The sequence below is a fragment of the Hydrogenophaga sp. IBVHS2 genome (genome assembly GCF_002127215.1).
Taxonomy (GTDB): domain Bacteria; phylum Pseudomonadota; class Gammaproteobacteria; order Burkholderiales; family Burkholderiaceae_C; genus Hydrogenophaga.
On record NZ_NFUT01000001.1, the window covers coordinates 739483 to 761249 of the forward strand.

General features: G+C 68.6%; 18 protein-coding genes. 13 read left to right on the forward strand and 5 right to left on the reverse strand.

Annotated features, from left to right (window positions below; all coding sequences use genetic code 11):
- The first annotated feature begins 98 nt into the window (after positions 1–98).
- On the forward strand, positions 99–1520 hold the full coding sequence (gene dnaB / locus CAP38_RS03665) for a replicative DNA helicase (RefSeq protein WP_086119758.1): 1422 nt from the start codon (positions 99–101) through the stop codon (positions 1518–1520).
- A 106-nt stretch (positions 1521–1626) separates the two neighbouring features.
- Here dnaB and CAP38_RS03670 read toward each other — a convergent pair whose 3' ends face one another.
- The 3 genes from CAP38_RS03670 to CAP38_RS03680 form a co-directional block, all read right to left on the reverse strand.
- A complete protein-coding gene (locus CAP38_RS03670) occupies positions 1627–3393 on the reverse strand; it encodes a PhoH family protein (protein ID WP_086119490.1) in 1767 nt (588 codons plus the stop codon).
- A gap of 176 nt (positions 3394–3569) precedes the next feature.
- Positions 3570–4046, reverse strand: coding sequence for a peroxiredoxin (locus CAP38_RS03675; protein ID WP_086119491.1), 477 nt, complete (start codon positions 4044–4046; stop codon positions 3570–3572).
- A gap of 146 nt (positions 4047–4192) precedes the next feature.
- Complete coding sequence (locus CAP38_RS03680) at positions 4193–4573, reverse strand: Mth938-like domain-containing protein (RefSeq protein ID WP_086119492.1); 381 nt, start codon at positions 4571–4573, stop codon at positions 4193–4195.
- A 125-nt stretch (positions 4574–4698) separates the two neighbouring features.
- Between CAP38_RS03680 and CAP38_RS03685 the strand changes: the two genes are divergently transcribed.
- The 11 genes from CAP38_RS03685 (at position 4699) to CAP38_RS03735 (ending at position 19600) form a co-directional block, all read left to right on the forward strand.
- On the forward strand, positions 4699–5925 hold the full coding sequence (locus CAP38_RS03685) for a pyridoxal phosphate-dependent aminotransferase (RefSeq protein WP_086119493.1): 1227 nt from the start codon (positions 4699–4701) through the stop codon (positions 5923–5925).
- 21 nt (positions 5926–5946) lie between these two features.
- On the forward strand, positions 5947–7269 hold the full coding sequence (locus CAP38_RS03690; RefSeq protein WP_086119759.1) for a homoserine dehydrogenase: 1323 nt from the start codon (positions 5947–5949) through the stop codon (positions 7267–7269).
- Positions 7269–8708 carry a threonine synthase gene (gene thrC / locus CAP38_RS03695; RefSeq protein ID WP_086119494.1) on the forward strand — a complete coding sequence of 480 codons (1440 nt, stop codon included), beginning with the start codon at positions 7269–7271 and terminating at the stop codon, positions 8706–8708. The genes CAP38_RS03690 and thrC overlap by 1 nt, the downstream gene beginning before the upstream one ends.
- Positions 8705–9232 (forward strand): molybdopterin-guanine dinucleotide biosynthesis protein B, encoded by a 528-nt coding sequence (mobB, locus tag CAP38_RS03700; protein ID WP_086119495.1) that lies wholly within the window; start codon positions 8705–8707, stop codon positions 9230–9232. Before thrC ends, mobB begins: the two co-directional genes overlap by 4 nt.
- 3 nt (positions 9233–9235) lie before the next feature.
- Positions 9236–10525, forward strand: coding sequence for a gephyrin-like molybdotransferase Glp (glp, locus tag CAP38_RS03705; protein ID WP_086119496.1), 1290 nt, complete (start codon positions 9236–9238; stop codon positions 10523–10525).
- Positions 10522–10773, forward strand: a complete 252-nt coding sequence (locus CAP38_RS03710; RefSeq protein ID WP_086119497.1) for a MoaD/ThiS family protein — start codon at positions 10522–10524, stop codon at positions 10771–10773. Before glp ends, CAP38_RS03710 begins: the two co-directional genes overlap by 4 nt.
- A gap of 1 nt (position 10774) precedes the next feature.
- The gene (moaE, locus tag CAP38_RS03715; RefSeq protein ID WP_086119498.1) at positions 10775–11251 is read left to right on the forward strand and encodes a molybdopterin synthase catalytic subunit MoaE; all 477 of its coding nucleotides are present in this window, start codon (positions 10775–10777) and stop codon (positions 11249–11251) included.
- Between the two features lie 119 nt (positions 11252–11370).
- The gene (gene clpB / locus CAP38_RS03720; protein WP_086119499.1) at positions 11371–13977 is read left to right on the forward strand and encodes an ATP-dependent chaperone ClpB; all 2607 of its coding nucleotides are present in this window, start codon (positions 11371–11373) and stop codon (positions 13975–13977) included.
- A 180-nt stretch (positions 13978–14157) separates the two neighbouring features.
- Positions 14158–16596, forward strand: a complete 2439-nt coding sequence (locus CAP38_RS03725; protein ID WP_086119500.1) for a DUF1631 family protein — start codon at positions 14158–14160, stop codon at positions 16594–16596.
- 9 nt (positions 16597–16605) lie between these two features.
- Positions 16606–17847, forward strand: a complete 1242-nt coding sequence (locus CAP38_RS03730) for an MFS transporter (protein WP_086119501.1) — start codon at positions 16606–16608, stop codon at positions 17845–17847.
- Between the two features lie 37 nt (positions 17848–17884).
- Positions 17885–19600: a thiamine pyrophosphate-binding protein gene (locus CAP38_RS03735; protein WP_086119502.1), complete on the forward strand. Its 1716-nt coding sequence runs from the start codon at positions 17885–17887 to the stop codon at positions 19598–19600.
- Positions 19601–19660: 60 nt separating this feature from the next.
- On the opposite strand, the gene CAP38_RS03740 is transcribed toward CAP38_RS03735, so the two are convergent.
- Entirely contained in the window at positions 19661–20110 is a 450-nt protein-coding gene (locus CAP38_RS03740; RefSeq protein ID WP_086119503.1) for an SWIB/MDM2 domain-containing protein, read from the reverse strand.
- Positions 20111–20359: 249 nt separating this feature from the next.
- On the opposite strand from CAP38_RS03740, the gene rraA reads away from it, so the two are divergent.
- Positions 20360–20860, forward strand: coding sequence for a ribonuclease E activity regulator RraA (gene rraA, locus CAP38_RS03745; RefSeq protein WP_086119504.1), 501 nt, complete (start codon positions 20360–20362; stop codon positions 20858–20860).
- Positions 20861–20864: 4 nt separating this feature from the next.
- On the opposite strand, the gene CAP38_RS03750 is transcribed toward rraA, so the two are convergent.
- A complete protein-coding gene (locus CAP38_RS03750; protein WP_086119505.1) occupies positions 20865–21680 on the reverse strand; it encodes a sulfite exporter TauE/SafE family protein in 816 nt (271 codons plus the stop codon).
- Positions 21681–21767 lie beyond the last annotated feature (87 nt).

Sequence of the window (21767 nt, forward strand, 5' to 3'; positions counted from 1 at the left end):
GGTCGCTGCACAGTTATCCAACCGGTTTTCCACAGGCTTGTCCCCTGACAGAACCCGGTTCTCTCCGTACCATGATCGGCTTGCCCCGATCGCCCACCATGTCCGCCGCCTTCCCCAGCCCCTTCCCCGATTTCGACGCCGCCATGGACGACCTGCCCACCGATCGCCAGGTGGCGCAGCTGCGGGTGCCGCCGCACTCCATCGAGGCGGAATCCAGCGTGCTGGGCGGTCTGCTGCTGGACAACGGCGCCTGGGACCGGGTGGCCGATCTGGTCACCGATTCGGACTTCTACCGCTACGAGCACAAGCTGATCTATTCGGGCATCGCCAGCCTGGTCAACGGCAACAAGCCGGCCGACGTGGTCACGGTGTTCGAGCACCTGCAGAGCCTGGGCAAGGCCGACGAGGTGGGCGGACTGGCCTACCTGAACTCGCTGGCGCAGTACGTGCCCAGTGCCGCCAACATCCGGCGCTACGCCGAGATCGTCCGGGAGCGTGCCATCCTGCGCAAGCTGGTCACCGCCAGCGACGAGATCGCCACCGCCGCCTTCAACCCCCAAGGCAAGCCGGTCGACAAGATCCTGGACGAGGCCGAGCAGAAGATCTTCCACATCGGCGAGGAAGGCTCCCGCATGAAGGAGGGCTTTCAGGGCATGGACAAGCTGGTGGTCGACCTGCTGGACCGCGTGCAGGAGATGGCCGACAACCCCAACGACATCACCGGTGTGCCCACCGGTTTCGTCGATCTGGACCGCATGACCTCCGGCCTGCAGCCGGGCGACCTGATCGTGCTGGCCGCACGCCCGTCCATGGGCAAGACGGCGTTTGCCATCAACATCGCCGAACACGTGGCGCTCAACGAGGGCCTGCCGGTGGCGGTGTTCTCGATGGAAATGGGGGCCTCGCAGCTGGCGGTGCGTATCGTCGGCTCGATCGGCCGCATCAACCAGAGCCACCTGCGCAGCGGCAAGCTCACCGACGAGGAATGGCCGCGCCTGACCGAGGCGATCGAGAAGCTGCGCAACGTCTCGCTGCACATCGACGAGACACCGGGCCTCAACCCCAGCGTGCTGCGGGCCAACGCCCGCCGGCTGGCCCGCCAGTGCGGCAAGCTGGGCCTGATCGTGGTGGACTATCTGCAGCTCATGAGCGGCAGCAGTTCGGAAGGCGAGAACCGCGCCTCGGAGCTGGGCGAGATCTCGCGGGGTCTGAAGATGCTGGCCAAGGAACTGCAGTGCCCGGTCATCGCGCTCTCGCAGCTCAACCGCTCGGTCGAGACCCGCACCGACAAGCGCCCCATGATGAGCGACCTGCGCGAATCCGGCGCCATCGAGCAGGACGCCGACATCATCATGTTCATCTACCGCGACGAGTACTACACCAAGGACGCCTGCAAGGAGCCCGGCGTGGCCGAGATCATCATCGGCAAGCAGCGAAACGGCCCCACCGGGACCGTCAAGCTGGCCTTCCTGAACATGCTCACCCGCTTCGAATCACTCGCCGGTGGTGGCGATTACTGAGCCTTGAAAGGCGGTCCAACCCAGTGACACCGCAGAACCGGCTTTGCCGGGCTGCTGGTGTCGCCCCCCTCGGGGGGTGACGCGCCTCAGGCGCGGCGCGGGGGGGTTACAACACTTCGCTGGCGAAGTCGGCCAGACGCGAACGCTCGCCGCGCGCCAACGTGATGTGGCCGCCGTGGGGCCAGCCCTTGAAGCGATCCACCGCATAGGTCAGGCCGCTGGAGCCTTCGGTGAGGTAGGGCGTGTCGATCTGGGCCAGGTTGCCCATGCAGATGATCTTGGTGCCCGGACCGGCGCGCGTGATCAGCGTCTTCATCTGCTTGGGCGTGAGGTTCTGCGCCTCGTCGATGATGACGTACTTGTTCATGAAGGTGCGGCCGCGCATGAAGTTCATGCTCTTGACCTTGATGCGGCTGCGGATGAGTTCGTTGGTGGCCGCGCGGCCCCACTCGCCGGCATTGCCACCGTCGCCCTTGGCCAGGAACTCGAGGTTGTCGTCCAGGGCGCCCATCCAGGGGCCCATCTTCTCTTCCTCGGTGCCGGGCAGGAAGCCGATGTCCTCGCCCACGCTGACGGTGGCCCGGGTCATGATGATCTCGGTGTAGCGGCGGTCGTCCAGCACCTGGGTCAGGCCGCTGGCCAGGGCCATCAGCGTCTTGCCGGTGCCGGCCGTGCCGGCCAGCGTCACGAAGTCGATCTCCGGGTCCATGAGCAGGTTCATGGCGAAGTTCTGCTCGCGGTTGCGGCTGGTCACCCCCCACACCGCATTCTTGAGATGGGTGTAGTCCTTGAGGGTCTTGAGCACCGCCGTCTTGTCGCGGATCTCGGTGACGCGGGCGTACAGCGAGGGCTCGCCCGGCGCCTCGAAGTACACGAACTGGTTGATGTGGAACTGCCCCACGGCCGGGCCGCTGACCCGGTAGAAGGTGTGGCTGCCGCTCTGCCAGCTCTCGATGGTCTTGCTCTGGCGCGTCCAGAAATCCTGCGGCAGCGCCAGCGCGCCGGAGTACAGCAGCTCGCCGTCGTCCAGCGTCTTGTCGTTCTCGTAGTCCTCGGCGGCGAGCCCCAGCGCGCGGGCCTTGACCCGCATGTTGATGTCCTTGGACACCAGGATCACCTCGCGGCCCGGGTGGCGCTCGCGCAGGGCACTGACCACACCCAGGATCTGGTTGTCGGCCTTGCCCTGCGGCAGGCTGGCCGGCAGGGTGTTGTCCAGGGGCTCGGTCTGGAAGAACAGCAGGCCGCGGGCGGACTGATGGCCGGTGGCCGAGAGCCGCAGACCCTGGGCCATGTCGCCACCCTGCTGGGCCACCAGGGCATCGAGCGTGCGGCTGGTCTGGCGGCCGTTGCGGGCCACCTCGGTCATGCCTTTCTTGTGACCGTCGAGCTCCTCCAGCACGATCATGGGCAGGAAGATGTCGTGTTCCTCGAAGCGGAACAGGCTCATCGGATCGTGCAGCAGCACATTGGTGTCCAGCACGAAAAGGCGCTTGACCCCGGTGCGGCTGGAGGGGCCGGTGCGGCGGCGGCGGGCGGGGTGCTCGACCTGCGTTTCGGTCTTCTCGGTCCGGGGCATCGCCTCGGCCTCGACCACCTCAGCCGCTGCGGGCCGTGGGTTGGGTCGCCGTGCACGGGACGGCGGGGCGGTCGGTGCTGTCGGGGCGGATGGGGCGGCGCGCTCTGCTGCCGCGGCCACCGGTGCGGCAGGCGGTTCCGGCGAACGGGCGGGGCGGCCCGGGCGACCGGAGGATCGGGCTGGGACCGCCTTGACTTCCGGCGCCGGCGCAGTGTCGGCCGCTTCGGTGGTCAGGGTCCGGTAGGCGTCGGTGGAGAGCAGGGCGGCGCGTTTGGTGGGGGCGGGGGGCAGGGGCATGGGAACGGTTCAGCGGTGGCCGAAAAAACAAAAAGCCGCCGGGGTTGCCGGGCGGCTTTGTGGTCTGCGCTGGTGGCAGGCGGGGAGGGTGACGTGGCAGAGGCCTGGGGTCATGAGCCCATTATGCATGAGCACCATGACCCGCCGGCCGGCGTGGCACGGCCGCATCAGACGGCTCAGGCCGCCTTCTTCAGGGCCTTGACGGCCTTCAGCACTTCCTCGACGTGGCCGGGGACCTTGAGACCGCGCCACTCCTGGCGCAGCACGCCGTCGGGGCCGATCAGGAAGGTGCTGCGTTCGATGCCCTTGACCTTCTTGCCGTACATGATCTTGTTCTTGACCACGCCGAACATGTGGCACATCTTCTCTTCGGTGTCGGCGATGAGTTCGAACGGCAGCTCGAGCTTGGTCTTGAAGTCGTCGTGGGACTTCATGTTGTCGCGCGACACGCCGAACACCTGCGCGCCGGCCTTCACGAAGTCCTTGTACTTGTCGCGGAACTGCATGGCCTCGGTGGTGCAGCCCGGGGTGTTGTCCTTGGGGTAGAAGTACAGCACGATCGTCTGTCCCAGGTGGCTCTGGTTGCTCACCTTGACGCCGCCGGTGGCCAGCGATTCGAATTCGGGAATGGGTTTGTTGACAACGACGGCCATGCTGCGGGGACCCCTGACTTGAGTGGATGGTGATGCGTTGTGCTCCGTTGTCCGGCGCCGCCGGGGCGATCAAGGGACCCGGGGTTGCGACATGGAACAACCCCGCATTTTAACCCGAACGGGTACTCGCACCCGTGTTGGGTTGCTCAGCCTTCGATCAGGAGTGCCGCCACCACCCGCCGGCCCTCGCCCGCGAGGATGTTGTAGGTGCGGCAGGCGGCGGCCGTGTCCATGGTCTCGACCCCGACGCGCCGGGCGATCAGCGGTGCCAGCAGGGCGGGCGGCACGAAGCGCAGGCGACGGCCGCTGCCCAGGAGCACGAGTTCGGGCGCAGGCCCGTCGGCTGGCAGGAGCGACTCGAAGTGGGCTGTGGTGAGGTCCTCCAGCCGGGTGCAGGACCAGGCTTCGGGGTCGCCTTCGGGACGGACCACGATGCTCTGGTGGTGCCGCTGTCCGTTGACCGCCACCCAGCCGTCGCCATGGGCGGTGATGGCGGTCGTGTCGGGTCGGTCAGCGTGGAGTTTCATGGGCGGAAGCGGCCGGAACAGGCGTTGAACTGTGGTCAAATCCAAGGTTTTCCCTGGATTTGACGACTATAGCGCCCGCGCGATGTCCGCACCGGGCGAACCCCACCGTTCCAAGGACGCCCCCTTTGAAGCCCATCCAGAAGTCCGCCAAGCTCGCCAACGTCTGCTACGACATCCGTGGTCCGATCATGGACGCGGCGCGGCAGATGGAGGAAGAGGGTCACAAGATCATCAAGCTCAACATCGGCAACCTGGCGGTGTTCGGTTTCGATGCGCCGGAAGAGATCCAGCAGGACATGATCCGCAACCTGCCGAACTCGGCCGGTTACTCGGACAGCAAGGGCATCTTTGCGGCGCGCAAGGCGGTCATGCACGAGACCCAGACGCAGGGCGTCAAGGGCGTGACGCTGGACGACATCTACCTGGGCAACGGCGCGAGCGAGCTGATCGTCATGGCCACCAATGCCTTGCTGGACGATGGCGACGAGTTGCTGCTGCCGTCGCCCGACTACCCGCTGTGGACCGCGGCGGTGAGTCTTTCGGGCGGCACGCCGGTGCACTACCGCTGCGACGAATCGAACGGCTGGATGCCCGATCTGGACGACATCCGCGCCAAGATCACGCCCGCCACCAAGGGCATCGTGGTCATCAACCCGAACAACCCCACCGGGGCGCTGTATTCGCCCGAGCTCCTCAAGGCCATCGTGGGCATCGCCCGGGAGCACGGCCTGGTGATCTTTGCCGACGAGGTCTACGACAAGGTGCTCTATGACGGTGCGAAGCACACCGCGCTGGCCAGCCTGTCGGAAGACGTGCTCACGCTGACCTTCAATTCGTTGTCCAAGAGCTACCGTTCCTGCGGCTACCGGGCCGGCTGGATGGTGGTGTCGGGCGACAAGAAGCCGGCCCGCGACTACATCGAGGGCCTGAACATGCTCTCGAACATGCGCCTGTGCGCCAACGTGCCCGGCCAATGGGCGATCCAGACGGCGCTGGGCGGCTACCAGAGCATCAATGACCTCGTGAACGAGGGCGGCCGCCTGCGCCGCCAGCGCGACCTGGCGTACGAACTCATCACCGCCATCCCCGGGGTGACCTGCGTCAAGCCGGTGGCGGCGCTCTACATGTTCCCCCGTCTGGATCCGACGATGTACCCGGTCCAGAACGACCAGCAGCTGTTCCTGGAACTGCTCCAGGAAACCCGCGTGATGCTGGTCCAGGGCTCGGGCTTCAACTACCCGGACAACCAGCATTTCCGCATCGTGTTCCTGCCGCACGAGGACGACCTGCGCGAGGCCATCGGCCGCGTGGCCAAGTTCCTCGAGAACTGGCGCAAGCGCCACGGCACCTGATTCCATCCAATGAGCAACGACATGAAACCGATTCAAGTGGGCCTTCTGGGCATCGGCACCGTGGGCAGTGGCACCTTCCAGGTGCTCCAGCGCAACCAGGAGGAGATCCGTCGCCGTGCCGGCCGTGGCATTCAGATCACCATGGTGGCCGACCTCGACGTGGCCCGCGCCCGCTCCATCGTGGGCGAGGGCGTGCAGGTGGTGGGCGATGCCCGCGCCGTGATCGCCAACCCCGACATCGACGTGGTGGTCGAGCTCATCGGCGGCTACGGCATCGCCAAGGCCCTGGTGATGGAGGCCATTGCGGCCGGCAAGCATGTGGTCACCGCCAACAAGGCCCTGCTGGCCGTGCACGGCACCGAAATCTTTGCGGCCGCAGCGGCCAAGGGCGTGATGGTCGCCTTCGAGGCGGCCGTGGCCGGTGGCATTCCGATCATCAAGTCGCTGCGCGAGGGCCTGACCGCCAACCGCATCCAGTGGATCGCCGGCATCATCAACGGCACCACCAACTTCATCCTGTCGGAGATGCGGGACAAGGGCCTGGACTTCGACGTGGTGCTCAAGGAAGCCCAGCGCCTGGGCTACGCCGAAGCCGACCCGACCTTCGACATCGAAGGCGTGGACGCTGCCCACAAGGCCACGCTGATGAGCGCCATTGCCTTCGGCGTGCCGGTGCAGTTCGACAAGGCCTATGTGGAAGGCATAACCAAGCTGGGTGCGGCCGACATCCGCTACGCCGAGCAGCTGGGCTACCGCATCAAGCTGCTGGGCATCACCAAGCGCGTGGCCTCCGGCATCGAGCTGCGGGTGCACCCCAGTCTGGTACCGGCCAAGCGCCTGATCGCCAATGTGGAGGGCGCCATGAACGCCGTGGTGGTGCAGGGTGATGCCGTGGGCACCACGCTGTACTACGGCAAGGGCGCCGGCAGCGAGCCCACCGCCAGCGCCGTCATCGCCGACCTGGTGGACATCGCACGCCTGCAGACGGCCGATCCGCTGCACCGCGTGCCCTACCTGGCTTTCCAGCCCGACGCCATGAGCGACACCCCGGTGCTGCCCATGAGCGAGGTGGTGACCAGCTACTACCTGCGTCTGCGCGTGGCCGACGAGGCCGGTGTGCTGGCCCAGGTGACGGCGCTGCTGGCGGGTGCCGGCATCAGCATCGATGCCGTGCTGCAGCGCGAGGCCGACGAGGTGGGCGGCGAAGGCGCCACCAGCACCGACCTGATCATCCTCACCCACAACACCCGCGAAGGCACCATGAACGATGCCCTGGCGCGCCTGCAGCAGCTGCCCACCGTGCTGGCGCCCATCGTGCGCATCCGCAAGGAAGAGCTGAACTGATGCGCTACCAGTCGACCCGCGGTCACGCCGACCGCAAGCGTTTCTGCGAGATCCTGCTCGAAGGCCTGGCGCCCGACGGCGGCCTGTACCTGCCCGAGCACTACCCGCAGCTCGACGCCGCAGCCCTGCAGCGCCTGCGCACCGTCTTCAACGGCGGCCAGGCCGGTGGCTACGCCGCCCTGGCCTTCGAGATCCTCAGTCTGTATGTGGACGACATCCCGGCCGACGACCTGCGGGCCATCTGCCAGCGCACCTACACCGAGGCGGTGTTCGGCACGCCGCAGATCGTGCCGCTGAAGACGCTGGAGCCGGGCTTCCACCTCGAAGCCCTTTCCAACGGACCGACGCTGGCCTTCAAGGACATGGCGATGCAGCTGCTGGGCCAGCTCTTCGAGTACGAGCTGGGCCGCCGCGGCGAACAGCTCAACATCCTGGGCGCCACCAGCGGCGACACCGGCAGCGCAGCCGAATACGCCATGCGCGGCAAGAAGGGTGTGCGCGTCTTCATGCTCAGCCCGCACGGCCGCATGAGCCCGTTCCAGCAGGCGCAGATGTTCAGCCTGATGGACGCGAACATCCACAACATCGCGGTGGAAGGCGTGTTCGACGACTGCCAGGACATCGTCAAGAACGTCAGCAACGACCTCGAGTTCAAGCGCCGCTGGCGCATCGGCACCGTCAACTCCATCAACTGGGCGCGCCTGCTGGCCCAGGTGGTCTATTACTTCGCCGGCTACTTCCAGGCCACCGGCAGCAATGCCGAGCAGGTCAGCTTCACCGTGCCGTCGGGCAACTTCGGCAATGTGTGCGCCGGCCATGTGGCCCGCATGATGGGCCTGCCCATCCGGCATCTGGTGGTGGCCACCAACGAGAACGATGTGCTCGACGAGTTCTTCCGCACCGGCGTCTACCGGGTGCGGGGCAGTGCCGACACGCACGAGACCTCCAGCCCGTCGATGGACATCTCCAAGGCCAGCAACTTCGAGCGCTTCGTGTTCGATCTGCTGGGCCGCGACGGCGAGCGCACCCGCGCGCTGTTCGGTGCCGCCCTCGGCAAGGACGGCCGCTTCAGCCTCAGCGACGACCCGCTGTTCCCGCAGGCTGCTGCGCGGTATGGCTTCCGCAGCGGCCGCAGCACCCATGCCAACCGGCTCGACACCATCCGCGACGTGGCGCAGCGCCATGGTGTGGTGATCGACACCCACACGGCCGACGGCGTGAAGGTGGCGCGCGAGCACCGGGAGGCCGGCGTGCCCATGGTGGTGCTGGAGACGGCGCTGCCCATCAAGTTCGCCGAGACCATCGTCGAGGCCCTGGGCCGGCCGCCCGAGCGTCCGGCCGGCTTCGAGGGCATCGAGGCGCTGCCGCGCCGGGTGCAGGTGATGCCGGCCGACACCGCCCGGGTGCAGGCCTACATCGAACAGCACTGCGCGGCATGAAGGTCGTCGGCTTCGCCGGCTATTCGGGTTCCGGCAAGACCACCCTGGTCGAACAGCTCATCCCGGCGCTGCGCCTGCGCGGTGCCCGGGTGTCGGTGATCAAGCACGCCCACCACAGCTTCGACATCGACCGACCCGGCAAGGACACCTGGCGCCACCGGGAGGCCGGCGCGGTGGAGGTGGTGGCTGCCTCGCCGAAACGTCTGGTCATCATGCGCGAGTACACCGACGAGGCCGAGCACGATGTGCACCGCCTCATCGCCCGCCTGAGCGCCGGCGTGGACTGGGTGCTGGTGGAAGGTTTCAAGCGCAGTTCGCTGCCCAAGATCGAGGTCTGGCGGCAGGACAGCGGCCAGCCGGTGATCTACCCCGGCCACGACCGCGTGGTGGCCATTGCCACCAACAGCCCCGAGGCCCTGCCCGAGCCGACCCCGCTGCCGGTGCTGGATCTGGACGTGGCCGATGACGTGGCGGCCTGGCTGGTCGACAATGCCAGCCGCTTCGAATACCAGCCGCCCGCCTGAGCCATGTCCGCCCCGACCGCACCCGCCCGTTCGCCCCTGATGCCGCTGGAAGACGCGCTGGCCGCGCTGCTGGCCCATCTGCCCGCGCAGCCGGCCAGCGAGTCGGTCGCCACCTTCGATGCCGACGGCCGTGTGCTGGCCGAGGACCTGGTGTCGCCGCTGCAGGTGCCGCCGCAGGACAACTCGTCCATGGACGGGTATGCGGTGCGTTGCGCCGACATCACCCAGCCCGGCGTGGTGCTGCCGGTCACCCAGCGCATCCCGGCCGGTCATGCGGGCACGGCGCTGGAGCCGGGGACCTGTGCCCGCATCTTCACCGGCGCACCCATGCCCCCCGGGGCCGACGCGGTGGTCATGCAGGAAGACACCCGGGCGGTGGGCGGCGATTTCCATGCGGTTCACATCGATGCCGTGCCCGCGCCCGGCCAGTGGGTGCGCCGCAGCGGGGAGGACGTGATGCAGGGCGCCGTGGTGCTGCAGCGCGGCCACCGGCTCGACCCGGCCGCGCTCGGCCTGGCCGCCAGCCTGGGGCGTGCCCATCTGCAGGTCGCGGTCCGTCCCCGGGTGGCGCTGTTCTCCACCGGTGACGAGCTGGTCATGCCGGGCGAGGTGGCCCCGCAGGACATGAAGCCGGGCGCCATCTACAACTCCAACCGCTTCTTCCTGCGCAGCCTGCTGCACCGCATGGGCTGCGAAGTGAGCGACCTGGGCATCGTGCCCGACCGGCGCGAGGCCACCCTGGCCGCGCTGCGCTCGGCCGCCGACCACCACGACCTCATCCTCACCAGCGGCGGCGTGTCGGTGGGCGAGGAAGACCACATCAAGCCGTCGGTGCAGGCCCTGGGGCGTCTGGACCTGTGGCAGATTGCCATGAAGCCCGGCAAGCCGTTCGCCTACGGCCAGGTGCGTCGCGATGCCGGCGCCGGTGCGGCGGCCGATCAGGCCTGCCACTTCATCGGTCTGCCGGGCAACCCGGTCTCCAGTTTCGTGACCTTCCTGCTGCTGGTGCGCCCCTTCCTGCTGCGGCTTCAGGGGCGCGATGCCGCAGCCTGTGGACTGCCGCCGGCCCAGCGCCTGACGGCCCATTTCGATCTGCCGCGCGCCGACAAGCGCCGCGAGTTCCTGCGCGTGCGCCGCAACGCGCAGGGCGGCCTCGACCTGTTCCCCAACCAGAGTTCCGGGGTGCTGACCTCGGCGGTGTGGGGCGACGGTCTGGTGGACAACCCCTCGGGCACCCCCATCCAGCGCGGCGACACCGTGTCCTTCATCGCTTTTGCCGACCTGCTCGCATGAACATCCAGCTGCGTTTCTTTGCATCCATCCGCGAGGCCGTGGGCACCGGCCACGAGACGGTGGCCACCTCCGCCGCCAGCCTGTCCGCCCTGCGCGACGAACTGATCGCCCGCGGAGGCCCTTGGGCCGAGGCGCTGGGCCGCGAACGCGCGGTGCGGGTGTCGCTGGACCAGACCATGGCCGACGAGTCCGCCGCCCTGCGCGACGGTGCCGAAGTGGCCTTCTTCCCGCCGGTGACCGGGGGCTGACATGGGCATGCCGCGCGTCTTCATCCAGACCCAGGACTTCGACCTGAGCGCCGAAGTGGCGGCCCTGCGGGCCCACGACAAGGGCGTCGGCGCGGTCTGCAGCTTCGTGGGCACGGTGCGCGACCGCAACGACGGCCAGTCGGTCAGCACGCTGGAGCTGGAGCACTACCCTGGCATGACCGAAAAGGCCATCGAGGCCATGATCGACGAGGCCCACCGCCGCTTCGACATCCTGGGCGCCCGGGTCATCCACCGGGTGGGGCTGATGCAGCCGCTGGACCAGATCGTGCTGGTGGCCGTCACCTCGGCCCACCGGGGCCAGAGCTTCCAGGCCTGCGAGTTCATCATGGACTACCTCAAGACCCAGGCCCCGTTCTGGAAAAAAGAGCAGACGCCCGAGGGTGCGCGCTGGGTGGATGCCCGGGTGAGCGACGACGCCGCCCTGGCCCGCTGGGGCATCACCGCCTCCAACGCCTGAGGCGTCCTGATCTGGGTCAAACCCGCTGCCGGCGGCCTGCGGCAAGCTCGGGGCATCACTTGAAATGGATCGGTTCGGCGCCATGTGCCGGGCAATCGACTTTTCCGGAGTGTTGCCCCATGCGACTCGACAAACTCACCACCAAGTTCCAGGAAGCCCTGTCCGAGGCCCAGACGCTGGCCCTGGGCAACGACCACGCCTACATCGAGCCGGTGCACGTGCTGGCGGCCATGCTGCGCCAGACCGATGGCCCGCAGTCGCTGCTGCAGCGGGCCGACGTGAACATCAAAGGCCTCGCCGCGGCGGCCGAGGCCGCGGTCAAGCGCCTGCCGCAGGTGCAGGGGGCCGAACAGGTCACCGTGGGCCAGGAGCTCGCCCGGCTGATGCAGGCCACCGAAAAGGAAGCCATCAAGCGCGGTGACCAGTACGTGGCCAGCGAACTGTTCCTGCTGTCCGTGGCCGACGCCAAGGGCGAGCTCGGGCGCATCGCCAACGAGAACGGGCTGTCGCGCCGCAGCCTGGAGGCGGCCATTGCCGCCGTGCGGGGCGGGCAGGGCGTGGACAGCCCGGAGGCCGAAGGCCAGCGCGAGGCGCTCAAGAAGTACACCCTGGACCTCACCGAGCGCGCCCGTGCCGGCAAGCTCGATCCGGTGATCGGCCGCGACGACGAGATCCGCCGCGCCATCCAGGTGCTGCAGCGGCGCACCAAGAACAACCCGGTGCTGATCGGTGAACCCGGCGTGGGCAAGACCGCCATCGTCGAGGGGCTGGCCCAGCGCATCGTGGCGGGCGAGGTGCCCGACAGCCTCAAGGGCAAGCGGGTGCTGGTGCTGGACATGGCCGGGCTGCTGGCCGGGGCCAAGTTCCGCGGCGAGTTCGAGGAACGCCTGAAGGCGGTGCTCAAGGAGGTGGGCCAGGACGAGGGCCGCATCATCCTGTTCATCGACGAGATCCACACCATGGTGGGCGCCGGCAAGGCCGAAGGCGCCATGGACGCCGGCAACATGCTCAAGCCGGCGCTGGCGCGCGGCGAGCTGCACTGCATCGGCGCCACCACGCTGGACGAATACCGCAAGTTCATCGAGAAGGACGCCGCGCTGGAGCGACGCTTCCAGAAGGTGCTGGTGGACGAACCCTCGGTGGAAGCCACCATCGCCATCCTGCGCGGGCTGCAGGAGCGTTACGAGAAGCACCACAACGTCGACATCACCGACCCGGCCATCGTGGCCGCCGCCGAGCTGAGCCACCGCTACATCACCGACCGCTTCCTGCCGGACAAGGCGATCGACCTGATCGACGAGGCGGCGGCCAAGATCAAGATCGAGCTGGACTCCAAGCCCGAGGTGATGGACAAGCTCGACCGCCGCATGATCCAGCTCAAGATCGAGCGCGAGGCGGTGCGCAAGGAGTCGGACGAGGCTTCGCAGAAGCGGCTGGCCCTGATCGAGGAAGAGCTGCTCAAGCTGCAGCGCGAATACGCCGACCTGGATGCCATCTGGACGTCCGAGAAGGCCAGCGTGCAGACCTCGGGTGCGGTGCGCGAGGAGATGGACAAGGTCAAGCTCGACATCGAATCCCTCAAGCGCAAGGGCGACCTGACCAAGGTGGCCGAGCTGCAGTACGGCCGCCTGCCCGAGCTGGAAAAACGCCTGAAGGAAGTGCAGGCCCAGGAAGCGGCCGGCGGCAGCGCCGGTGGCAACCGCCTGCTGCGCACCCAGGTGGGTGCCGAAGAGATCGCCGAAGTGGTGGCCCGTGCCACCGGCATCCCGGTGGCCAAGCTGATGCAGGGCGAGCGCGACAAGCTGCTGCAGATGGAGCACAAGCTGCACGAGCGCGTGGTGGGCCAGGACGAGGCCATCGGCGCGGTGGCCAACGCCATCCGCCGTTCGCGCTCCGGCCTGTCCGACCCGAACCGCCCGACCGGCTCCTTCCTGTTCCTGGGGCCCACCGGCGTGGGCAAGACCGAGCTGTGCAAGGCCCTGGCCGGCTTCCTGTTCGACAGCGAAGACCACCTGGTGCGCATCGACATGAGCGAGTTCATGGAGAAGCACTCGGTGGCCCGGCTGATCGGCGCGCCGCCCGGTTATGTGGGCTACGAGGAGGGCGGCTACCTCACCGAAGCCGTGCGCCGCAAACCGTATTCGGTGCTGCTGCTCGACGAGGTGGAGAAGGCCCACCCGGACGTGTTCAATGTGCTGCTGCAGGTGCTGGACGACGGGCGCCTGACCGACGGGCAGGGCCGCACCGTGGATTTCAAGAACACGGTCATCGTCATGACCAGCAACATCGGATCGCACCTGATCCAGAGCATGGTCGGCCAGCCGTACGACGAGGTGAAGGATGCGGTGTGGGGTGAACTCAAGAACCACTTCCGCCCGGAATTCCTCAACCGCATCGACGAGACGGTGGTGTTCCATGCGCTCGACGCAGCGCACATCGAGTCCATTGCCGCGATCCAGCTCAAGGGTCTGCAGGCCCGCCTGCACCGCATGGACCTGCGGCTGGAGGTGTCGCCTGCCGCCATGGCCGAGCTGGCCAAGGTCGGCTTCGATCCGGTGTTCGGCGCCCGGCCGCTCAAGCGCGCCATCCAGCAGCGCATCGAGAACCCGCTTTCGCGCCTGCTGCTGGAGGGGCGTTACCCGCCCAAGTCGGTCATCCCGGTGGGCGTGGACCCGGTGCGCAACCCCGGGGTGTTCGAGTTCGGGGACGCAGCGGCCGGCGCCTGACCGACCGGCACGGTCAGGGTGCCGCCGGTAGCCCGCCGAGGCCCGACCGTCGGCTGCATCCGCCCGGGCCACCCCGGCGCCGGCCGGGGCATTCCCGACCGCCGGGCGTGGCAGGTATAACCGTGACCTTCGTCACGAATACCCCTAGGGGTTGTCACTCCCGACCGCCTGCAGCCGCCCATGAACGAGCCGTCGCCCCTGTTGCAAAGGTGCTTCAGCGAGGTGCTGGACGAGAGCCCGCGCCTGCTCGGCCGGTGTCTGGAGGCCATGGTGCAGGCCCTGATCGGCCCGCAGCAGCGCACGGCGGAGGTGCTGGTGGCCGATGGTTCGTCGGCCGCCTGGTCGGGGCTGATGCGGCACCGCACGGTCTGGGTGAAGGCCTATCCGGTCCGTCTGCGCGAGGCTTTCGAGCGCGGTGACGACGGTGCCGACTCCGCCACCATTCCCCTGCAGACCGACTCGGCCCACCTCGCCCTGGTGGACGAGGCCGACTACAACGAGCAGATCGAATTCAAACGCATGCTGCAGCAGCTGCAGCCCCTGGTCGAGCAGGAGCTGGCGGCGCTGGATGCGCGCATGAGCTCGCTGGTGGGACTCACCACGGTGCATGCCGACCGCAATCCGCTGCGCCCCTCCGTGATGGCCCGGGAGGTCTACCGCCTGATGCAGGGCAGCGAGCCGGACCGAGAAGTCCGCATGCGCTGGCTGCGCCAGCTGGCCGTCCCGCTGGGTGTCGAGCTCCGGCAGCTGTACGCCGATGTGGCCCTGCGGCTGCAGCAGGCCGATGTGCAGGAAGCCGGTTACCGGGTGCGCCTGGTCAGCGATCCGACCGGTCCCCGGGTTCCCGACACCCCCGACGATTCGCGCTACGGTCTGACCACCGAATGGTTCGATCTGCCGGGGGCCGAGCCGGCACCGGTCCCGGACGATGTGTCCGACGCCGGTTTCGGTCAGGCCGATCTGGCCCTGGCCCGCTCTCCGGTCGATCCCGAGGTGTACCACCGCTTCCTGGCCGAGCCGGCGGCCACGCCTGCGCCCGCGCTCACCGGGGAGTACCACCGGGCAGTGGAGCGCGCCTGGTCGGAGCTCCAGTCGTCCCTGGCGGCTTACCGGCACGACGAGGCGGCGCTGCTGGCCCAACGACGCCAGCACGCCCACCTGCCCGCCGTGGATCGCCCGTCGCGGCAGGTCAGCACCGAGTCGCCCCTGATGCAGAGCGTCTGGGGCGAGTTTGCCAACCCCCACGTCCGGTCCCGGACCCTGCTCTCGCTCAAGCGGCAGGCGCGCCGTCAGGACCAGCCCATGGGGCTGGACGTGGTGCGGCTGCTGGTCAATCAGGTGGCGCGCGATCCCTTGCTGCTGGCACCGGTGCGGGAGGCCGTGATCGCGCTGGAGCCGGCGCTGCTCAAGCTGGCGGTGGACGATCCGCGTTACTTCGGGCAGGTGGACCACCCGGCGCGCCGTCTCATCGAGAGCGTGGCGCAGCGCAGCTTCCGCTTCAACGACGAGTTCGCCACCGACTTCCAGAGCTTCCTGCGTCCGGTGGCGCAGGGGTTCACCTCGCTGCTCGAGCGCGCGGAGGTGGAGCCCACCGACTTCGCGCAGGTGCTGTCCGCGCTGCAGGCCGGCTGGGCCCTGCTGGATGCCCGCGAGCACGAGCAGCGGGAGCGCAGCCTGCAGGCGGCGCGCCATGCCGAGGAGCGCCAGAACCTGGCCGATGCGGTGGTGCGCGAGCTCAGCCAGCGCCCCGACATCGATCACGCCCCGGCGTTTCTGGTCGAGTTCCTGTACGGCCCCTGGGCCCTGGTGATCGCGTCGGCGGCCCTCGAAAGCCCCGGCGTGCCCGATCCCCACTGGTACCGCAAGGTGGTGACCGACCTGATCTGGAGCATCCGGCGGGACGTCACCTTGCGCATGCCGGCCCGGCTGTTCGAGATCCTGCCCGGCATGCTCCAGACGCTGCGCAGCGGTCTGGCCCGGCTGGCACAGGACGGGGCGGCGCACCAGCCGTTCTTCGACACCCTGATGCGCCTGCATGAACCGGTGCTGCGTCTGCGCCGGGCGCGGGTGCGTCGCACCCTGGGCGAAACCGCACCGCCCGACTACCCGGTGCTCACCGATGTGCTGCCACCGGCCAGCGCCGAGCAACGCCTGCCCCGACCCGCCGAGCAGCCCTGGCTGGCACCGGCCGAGCTGGCGGCCACCGGGTTCGAAGACACCCTGGCCCTGGAGCCGGTGCCCGGGGAGTCGCCCTGGACGGCACCCGTGGTGTCTGCCGCGCCGGCGGTCTCCGCGCCTGCGGCGGCGGTCCACACCGACACCGCCCGACTGGTCGAGGGGGAGTGGTTCGACCTGCTGTCCGGCGGCGAATGGCTGCGCGCCCAGCTGGTCTGGGCCAGCGCCCGGGGCACGCTCTTCATGTTCATCAGCCGGGGCGGGCGTTCGCACTCCATGACACGCCGGACCTGCGACCGCCTGCTGCGTGAACGCCACCTGCGGCCGGTGGGCCGGCGCGACGTGGTGCTGGAGGCCCTGCAGGCCGTCGCGGGGGAGCCGGTAGCGTCCGGCCATGAAGCGCCGGTGACGGCCGAGGTGGCCGATTCGCTCGAACGCCCCTAACATCGCGGGATGTCCACCGCCACCCTGACCGCCGACGCCCATCGGCAGGATCCGCCTCTGAACCCCGTTCCGCTCCGCCAGGACGCCGCCGTCATCGGTCTGGTGGGCCTGGCCCATGGCACGTCCCATTTCTCCCACCTGTTGCTGGCGCCGCTGTTCCCGGTGTTCATCCGCGACTTCGGACTGTCGTTCTCGGACGTCGGTCTGCTCATGACCGTGTTCTTCATCATCTCCGGCGTGGGCCAGGCGCTGGCCGGATTCCTGGTCGACCGCGTGGGCGCGCGCCCCGTGCTGTTCGCCGCCATCAGCTGCTTTCTGGTGGCCTCGCTGGTGGCGTCCCAGGCCACCAGCTATGCCGGTCTGATGGCTGTTGCCATGCTGGCGGGACTGGGCAATGCTCCTTTTCACCCGGCGGACTTCACCATCCTGAACCAGCGCGTGTCGCCTCAGCGGCTGGGCTACGCCTTCAGCGCCCATGGCCTGACCGGCAACCTGGGCTGGGCGCTGGCCCCGGCCTTCCTGGTGGGCATCACATCGCTGGCCGACTGGCGCACCGCCTACCTGGGCGCTGCCGTGCTGTATGTGGGCGTGCTGGCCCTGCTGTTCTGGCAGCGCGACAAGCTGCGCACCGAGGTCGTGCCGCGCAGCACGGCCGCCAGCCGGGCCGCCAGTGGCGGTGATCTGGCCTTCATGCGCCTGCCGGTGGTGTGGTGGTGCTTTGCCTTCTTCCTGCTCTCCACCATGACACTGGCGGTCATCCAGAGCTTTGCGCCCTCCATCATGAAAGCGGTGCACGGCGTGAGCGTCGAGGTGGCCACGCTCACCGTCAGCGCCTACATGCTCTGCGGTGCGCTGGGCATGCTGGTGGGGGGCTTCGTGGCGGCGGCCAACCCCTTGTCGAGCGACCGCATCGTGGCCCTGGCCATGGCGGCCGGCGCGCTGCTGCTGCTGGTGTGTGCCACCGGCTGGCTGGGCGGGCAGGGCACGCTGGTGGCCCTGGCCATCACCGGGTTTGCGGTGGGTGTGGGCGGCCCGAGCCGCGACATGATGATCAAGAAGGCCACCCCCAAGGGCGCCACCGGCCGGGTGTACGGCACGGTCTATTCCGGCCTGGACCTGGGTTTTGCGCTGTCGCCGGCGCTCTTCGGCCTGCTGATGGACCGCGGCTGGTATGCCACCACCCTGGCCGGTGCTGCACTGGTGCTCGGGCTGTCGGTGGTGGCGGCCGTGGGTGTCGGGCGTCGCACCTGAGTCTGTCCTCGGGGCGCGCCTCGGCCAGAATCGGGGCATGACGACACAACAGCTGGCCGGACACCTCATCGTCGAATGCCTGGTGGCCCAGGGCGTGACCCATGCCTTCGGTGTGCCGGGGGAGAGCTACCTGGCGGTGCTCGACGGCTTCCACCACCACCGCGACCACATCCGCTTCATCACCAACCGGCAGGAAGGTGGTGCAGCCTTCATGGCAGAAGCCCAGGGCAAGCTCACCGGTCGACCCGGCGTGTGCTTCGTCACCCGGGGCCCGGGCGCCACCAATGCCTCCATCGGTGTGCACACCGCCTTCCAGGACAGCACGCCCATGGTGCTGTTCGTGGGCGACGTGGCCAGCGATGCCCGCGACCGGGAGGCTTTCCAGGAGCTGGACTACAGCCATTTCTTCGGACCCTCCACCCGCGGCATGGCCAAGCGGGTGGAGCGCATCGACGATCCCGAACGCATCCCCGAGTACATCGCCCGCGCCTTTGCCACCGCCCTGAACGGCCGGCCAGGACCGGTGGTGCTGGTGCTGCCCGAGGACATGCTCACCCGCACCGTGCAGGCCCGCCCGCTGCCCCGGGTGGAGCCGGTGCAGGCCTGGAGCGATCCGGGTGCCCTGCGCGAGCTGCGCACCCTGCTGCTGGCGGCCCGTCGTCCGCTGGTGCTGGCCGGCGGGGGTGGCTGGACGCCCCAGTCCGCCGCTGCGCTGCAGCGCTTCGCCGAGAACTGGCAGCTGCCGGTGGCCAACACCTTCCGGTTCCAGGACACCTTCGACAACCACCACCCGCAGTACGCCGGCGACGTCGGTCTGGGCATCAACCCGGCGCTGGCCCGCCGCATCCGCGAGAGCGATCTGCTCATCGCCATCGGGCCCCGTCTGGGGGAGTCCACCACCGGCGGCTACACGTTCATCGAGGCGCCGACACCGAACCAGAACCTGGTGCACATCCACGCCAGCGCCGAGGAGCTGCACCGGGTCTACCAGCCGGTGCTGGCCATCCAGTCCAGCATGAATGCCGCCGCCCGCAGCCTGGAGGTGCTGACCGCGCCACCGCAGCTGCCGTGGACGGCCTGGACCGAGGCCTGTCATGCCGATTACCTGGCCAACATCGACGTCGGCAACGGCGGCGTGAAGCTGCCCGGCCCGATCGACATGCCGGCGGTCATCCATGCCGTGCAGCGCCTGCTGCCGGCTGATGCGGTGCTGACCAATGGCGCAGGCAACTTTGCCAGCTGGCTGCACCGGTTCTACCGCTACCCCGGTCTGGCGCGCGGACGCAAGACCCAGCTTGCGCCCACCAATGGCGCCATGGGCTACGGCGTGCCGGCGGGCATTGCCGCGTCCATCCTCACCGGACGCACCGTGTTCACCATCGCCGGCGATGGCGACTTCCTCATGAACGGTCAGGAGCTGGCCACGGCGGTGCAGCACGGCGCACGCACCATCGTGCTGGTGGTCAACAACGGCAGCTACGGCACCATCCGCATGCACCAGGAGCGCGAGTACCCGGGGCATGTGAGCGGATCTTCGCTGGGCAATCCCGACTTCTGTGCGCTGGCCCGCGCCTACGGTTTTGCGGCCGAGCGGGTCGCGACCACGGACGAGGTCGAGCCCGCGCTGGCGCGTGCGCTGGCCCACAGCGGCGGGACCGTCATCGAACTCATGCTCGATGCCGACGTCATCACCACCCGCGGCACGCTCTCGAGCATCCGCGAAGCCGCGCTGGCCCGTCTCGGCCAGGCATGAAAAAAGCCGGCGTGTGCCGGCTTTTGCAGGAGGGGTGGGTTGCTGCAGCAACCCGCCGCATCACTTGAGGTGGTCGTTGACCAGCTTGGTCATCTCGAACATGGAAGCCTGGGCCTTCTTGAAGATTTCCTTCAGCTTGGCGTCGGCGTTGATCATGCGCTTGTTGACCTCGTCCTGCAGCTTGTTCTTCTTGATGTAGTCCCAGACCTTCTTGGTCACTTCGGTGCGCGGCAGCGGGTTGCTGCCCACGATGGCGGCCAGGGCGGCGCTGGGGGTGAGGGCCTTCATGAAGGCGGCGTTGGGGGTGCGCTTCTTGGCCGGAGCGGCCTTCTTGGCGGCCGGGGCCTTCTTGGCCGGAGCGGCTTTTTTCGCCGGGGCTGCCTTCTTGGCGGGGGCGGCGGCTTTCTTGGCCGGAGCGGCCTTCTTCGCCGGTGCGGCGGCCTTCTTGGCCGGGGCCGCCTTCTTCGCGGGAGCGGCCTTCTTGGCCGGGGCTTTTTTCGCAGTTGCCATGGTTGAAGTTCCTTCTAGAAGTGGACTTTGTCCCGGCGGAAAACGCGCTTTCACACCGGTGCTCCGCATGCTAATGGAGTTGCAGGGGCAATCCAAGGTGGCCAGCCCGTGTTTTCCCTCTGAAAACGCGTGTTTTTGGAGACGAAAACAACACTCCGTGGACGCTGCGCCCGCCCGGGCCAGTCGCTGCTGCGGATCGCCACCGCTTTGTCGCGAGAATCCGGGCTTCTTCTGACTGCAACACCCGCCATGAACGACGCTCCATTCACCCCCACCTGCGACCTGTGCGACGCGCACAAGAACGACACCACGGGAGCCTTCCGGGTGCTGCCACCGGTGTTCCACGACTACGGGGGACGGACCCGTTTTGCCGGCCCGGTGCACACGGTGCGGTGCTTCGAGGACAACACGCCGGTGAAGGCGGCGGTGGAGAGCGCCGGGCAGGGGCGGGTGCTGGTCGTCGATGGCGGTGGCTCGCTGCGCCGGGCGCTGATCGGCGGCAACCTGGCCGCCGCCGCCGCCCGCAACGGCTGGGCCGGCGTGGTGATCGACGGCTGTGCCCGCGACGTGGCGGAACTGGGCGCGTGCGACGTGGGCATTCGTGCCCTGGCGCTCATGCCGCTGCCCACCGAGCGGCGCACCGAAGGTCAGACCGGGGTGCCGGTGCAGATCCAGGGCGTGTGGGTGCGGCCGGGCGACTGGCTGTACGCCGACGAGGACGGCATGGTGGTGGCCGACCGCGCCCTGTGACGGCTCAGCCCGTCAGACCCTTGTAGAGCATGTAGGCCGCGAGCAGGTACAGGATGCCGGCGAAGGCCCGTTTGAGCGACTTCACCGGCAAGGCGTGCGCGGCCTTCACGCCCAGCGGGGCCATCAGCACGCTCATGCTGGCGATCACGATGAGCGCCGGCAGGTAGATGTAGCCCACCGAGGCCGGCGGCAGGTTGGTCACGCCCTGGCCGGCCACGATGTAGCCCAGCGCGTTGGCCAGTGCGATGGGAAAACCCAGCGCCGCGCTGGTGGCCACCGCGTTGTGGATGACCACGTTGCACCAGGTCATGAAGGGCACGCTGACGAAGCCGCCGCCGGCGCCCACCAGACCCGACAGGAATCCGATCACGCCACCGGCGCCCAGCAGGCCGGGCGTTCCGGGCAGGATGCGGGTGGGCTTGGGTTTCTTGTCGAGCAGCATCTGCGTGGCCGAGAAGCTCACGAAGGCCGCGAAGAACAGGGCCAGCCAGCTGCCCTTGAGCACGGCAAACACGCCCAGGCTGGCGATGGCGGCCCCCAGCACGATGCCGGGTGCCAGGCCCTTGACGATGTCCCAGCGCACCGCACCCCGCTTGTGGTGCGCGCGCACGCTGGAGACCGAGGTGAAGATGATGGTGGCCATGGAGGTGGCAATGGCCATCTTGACCGAGAGGTCGGGTGCCACGCCGCGTCCGGTCAGGATCAGCGTGATGAAGGGCACCATGAGCATGCCGCCTCCGATGCCCAGCAGTCCGGCCAGGAAGCCGGTGCCCAGGCCGAGCACGGCGAGTTCAGCGATCAGGAGGGGTTCGAGAGGCATGAAGGTGTCTGCAAGTGCCGCCAGGCCGGCATCCTGAACCGGGGTTCAGGTGGGCGAGGGCAGCGAGGCTTCGGGTTCGTCTGACGC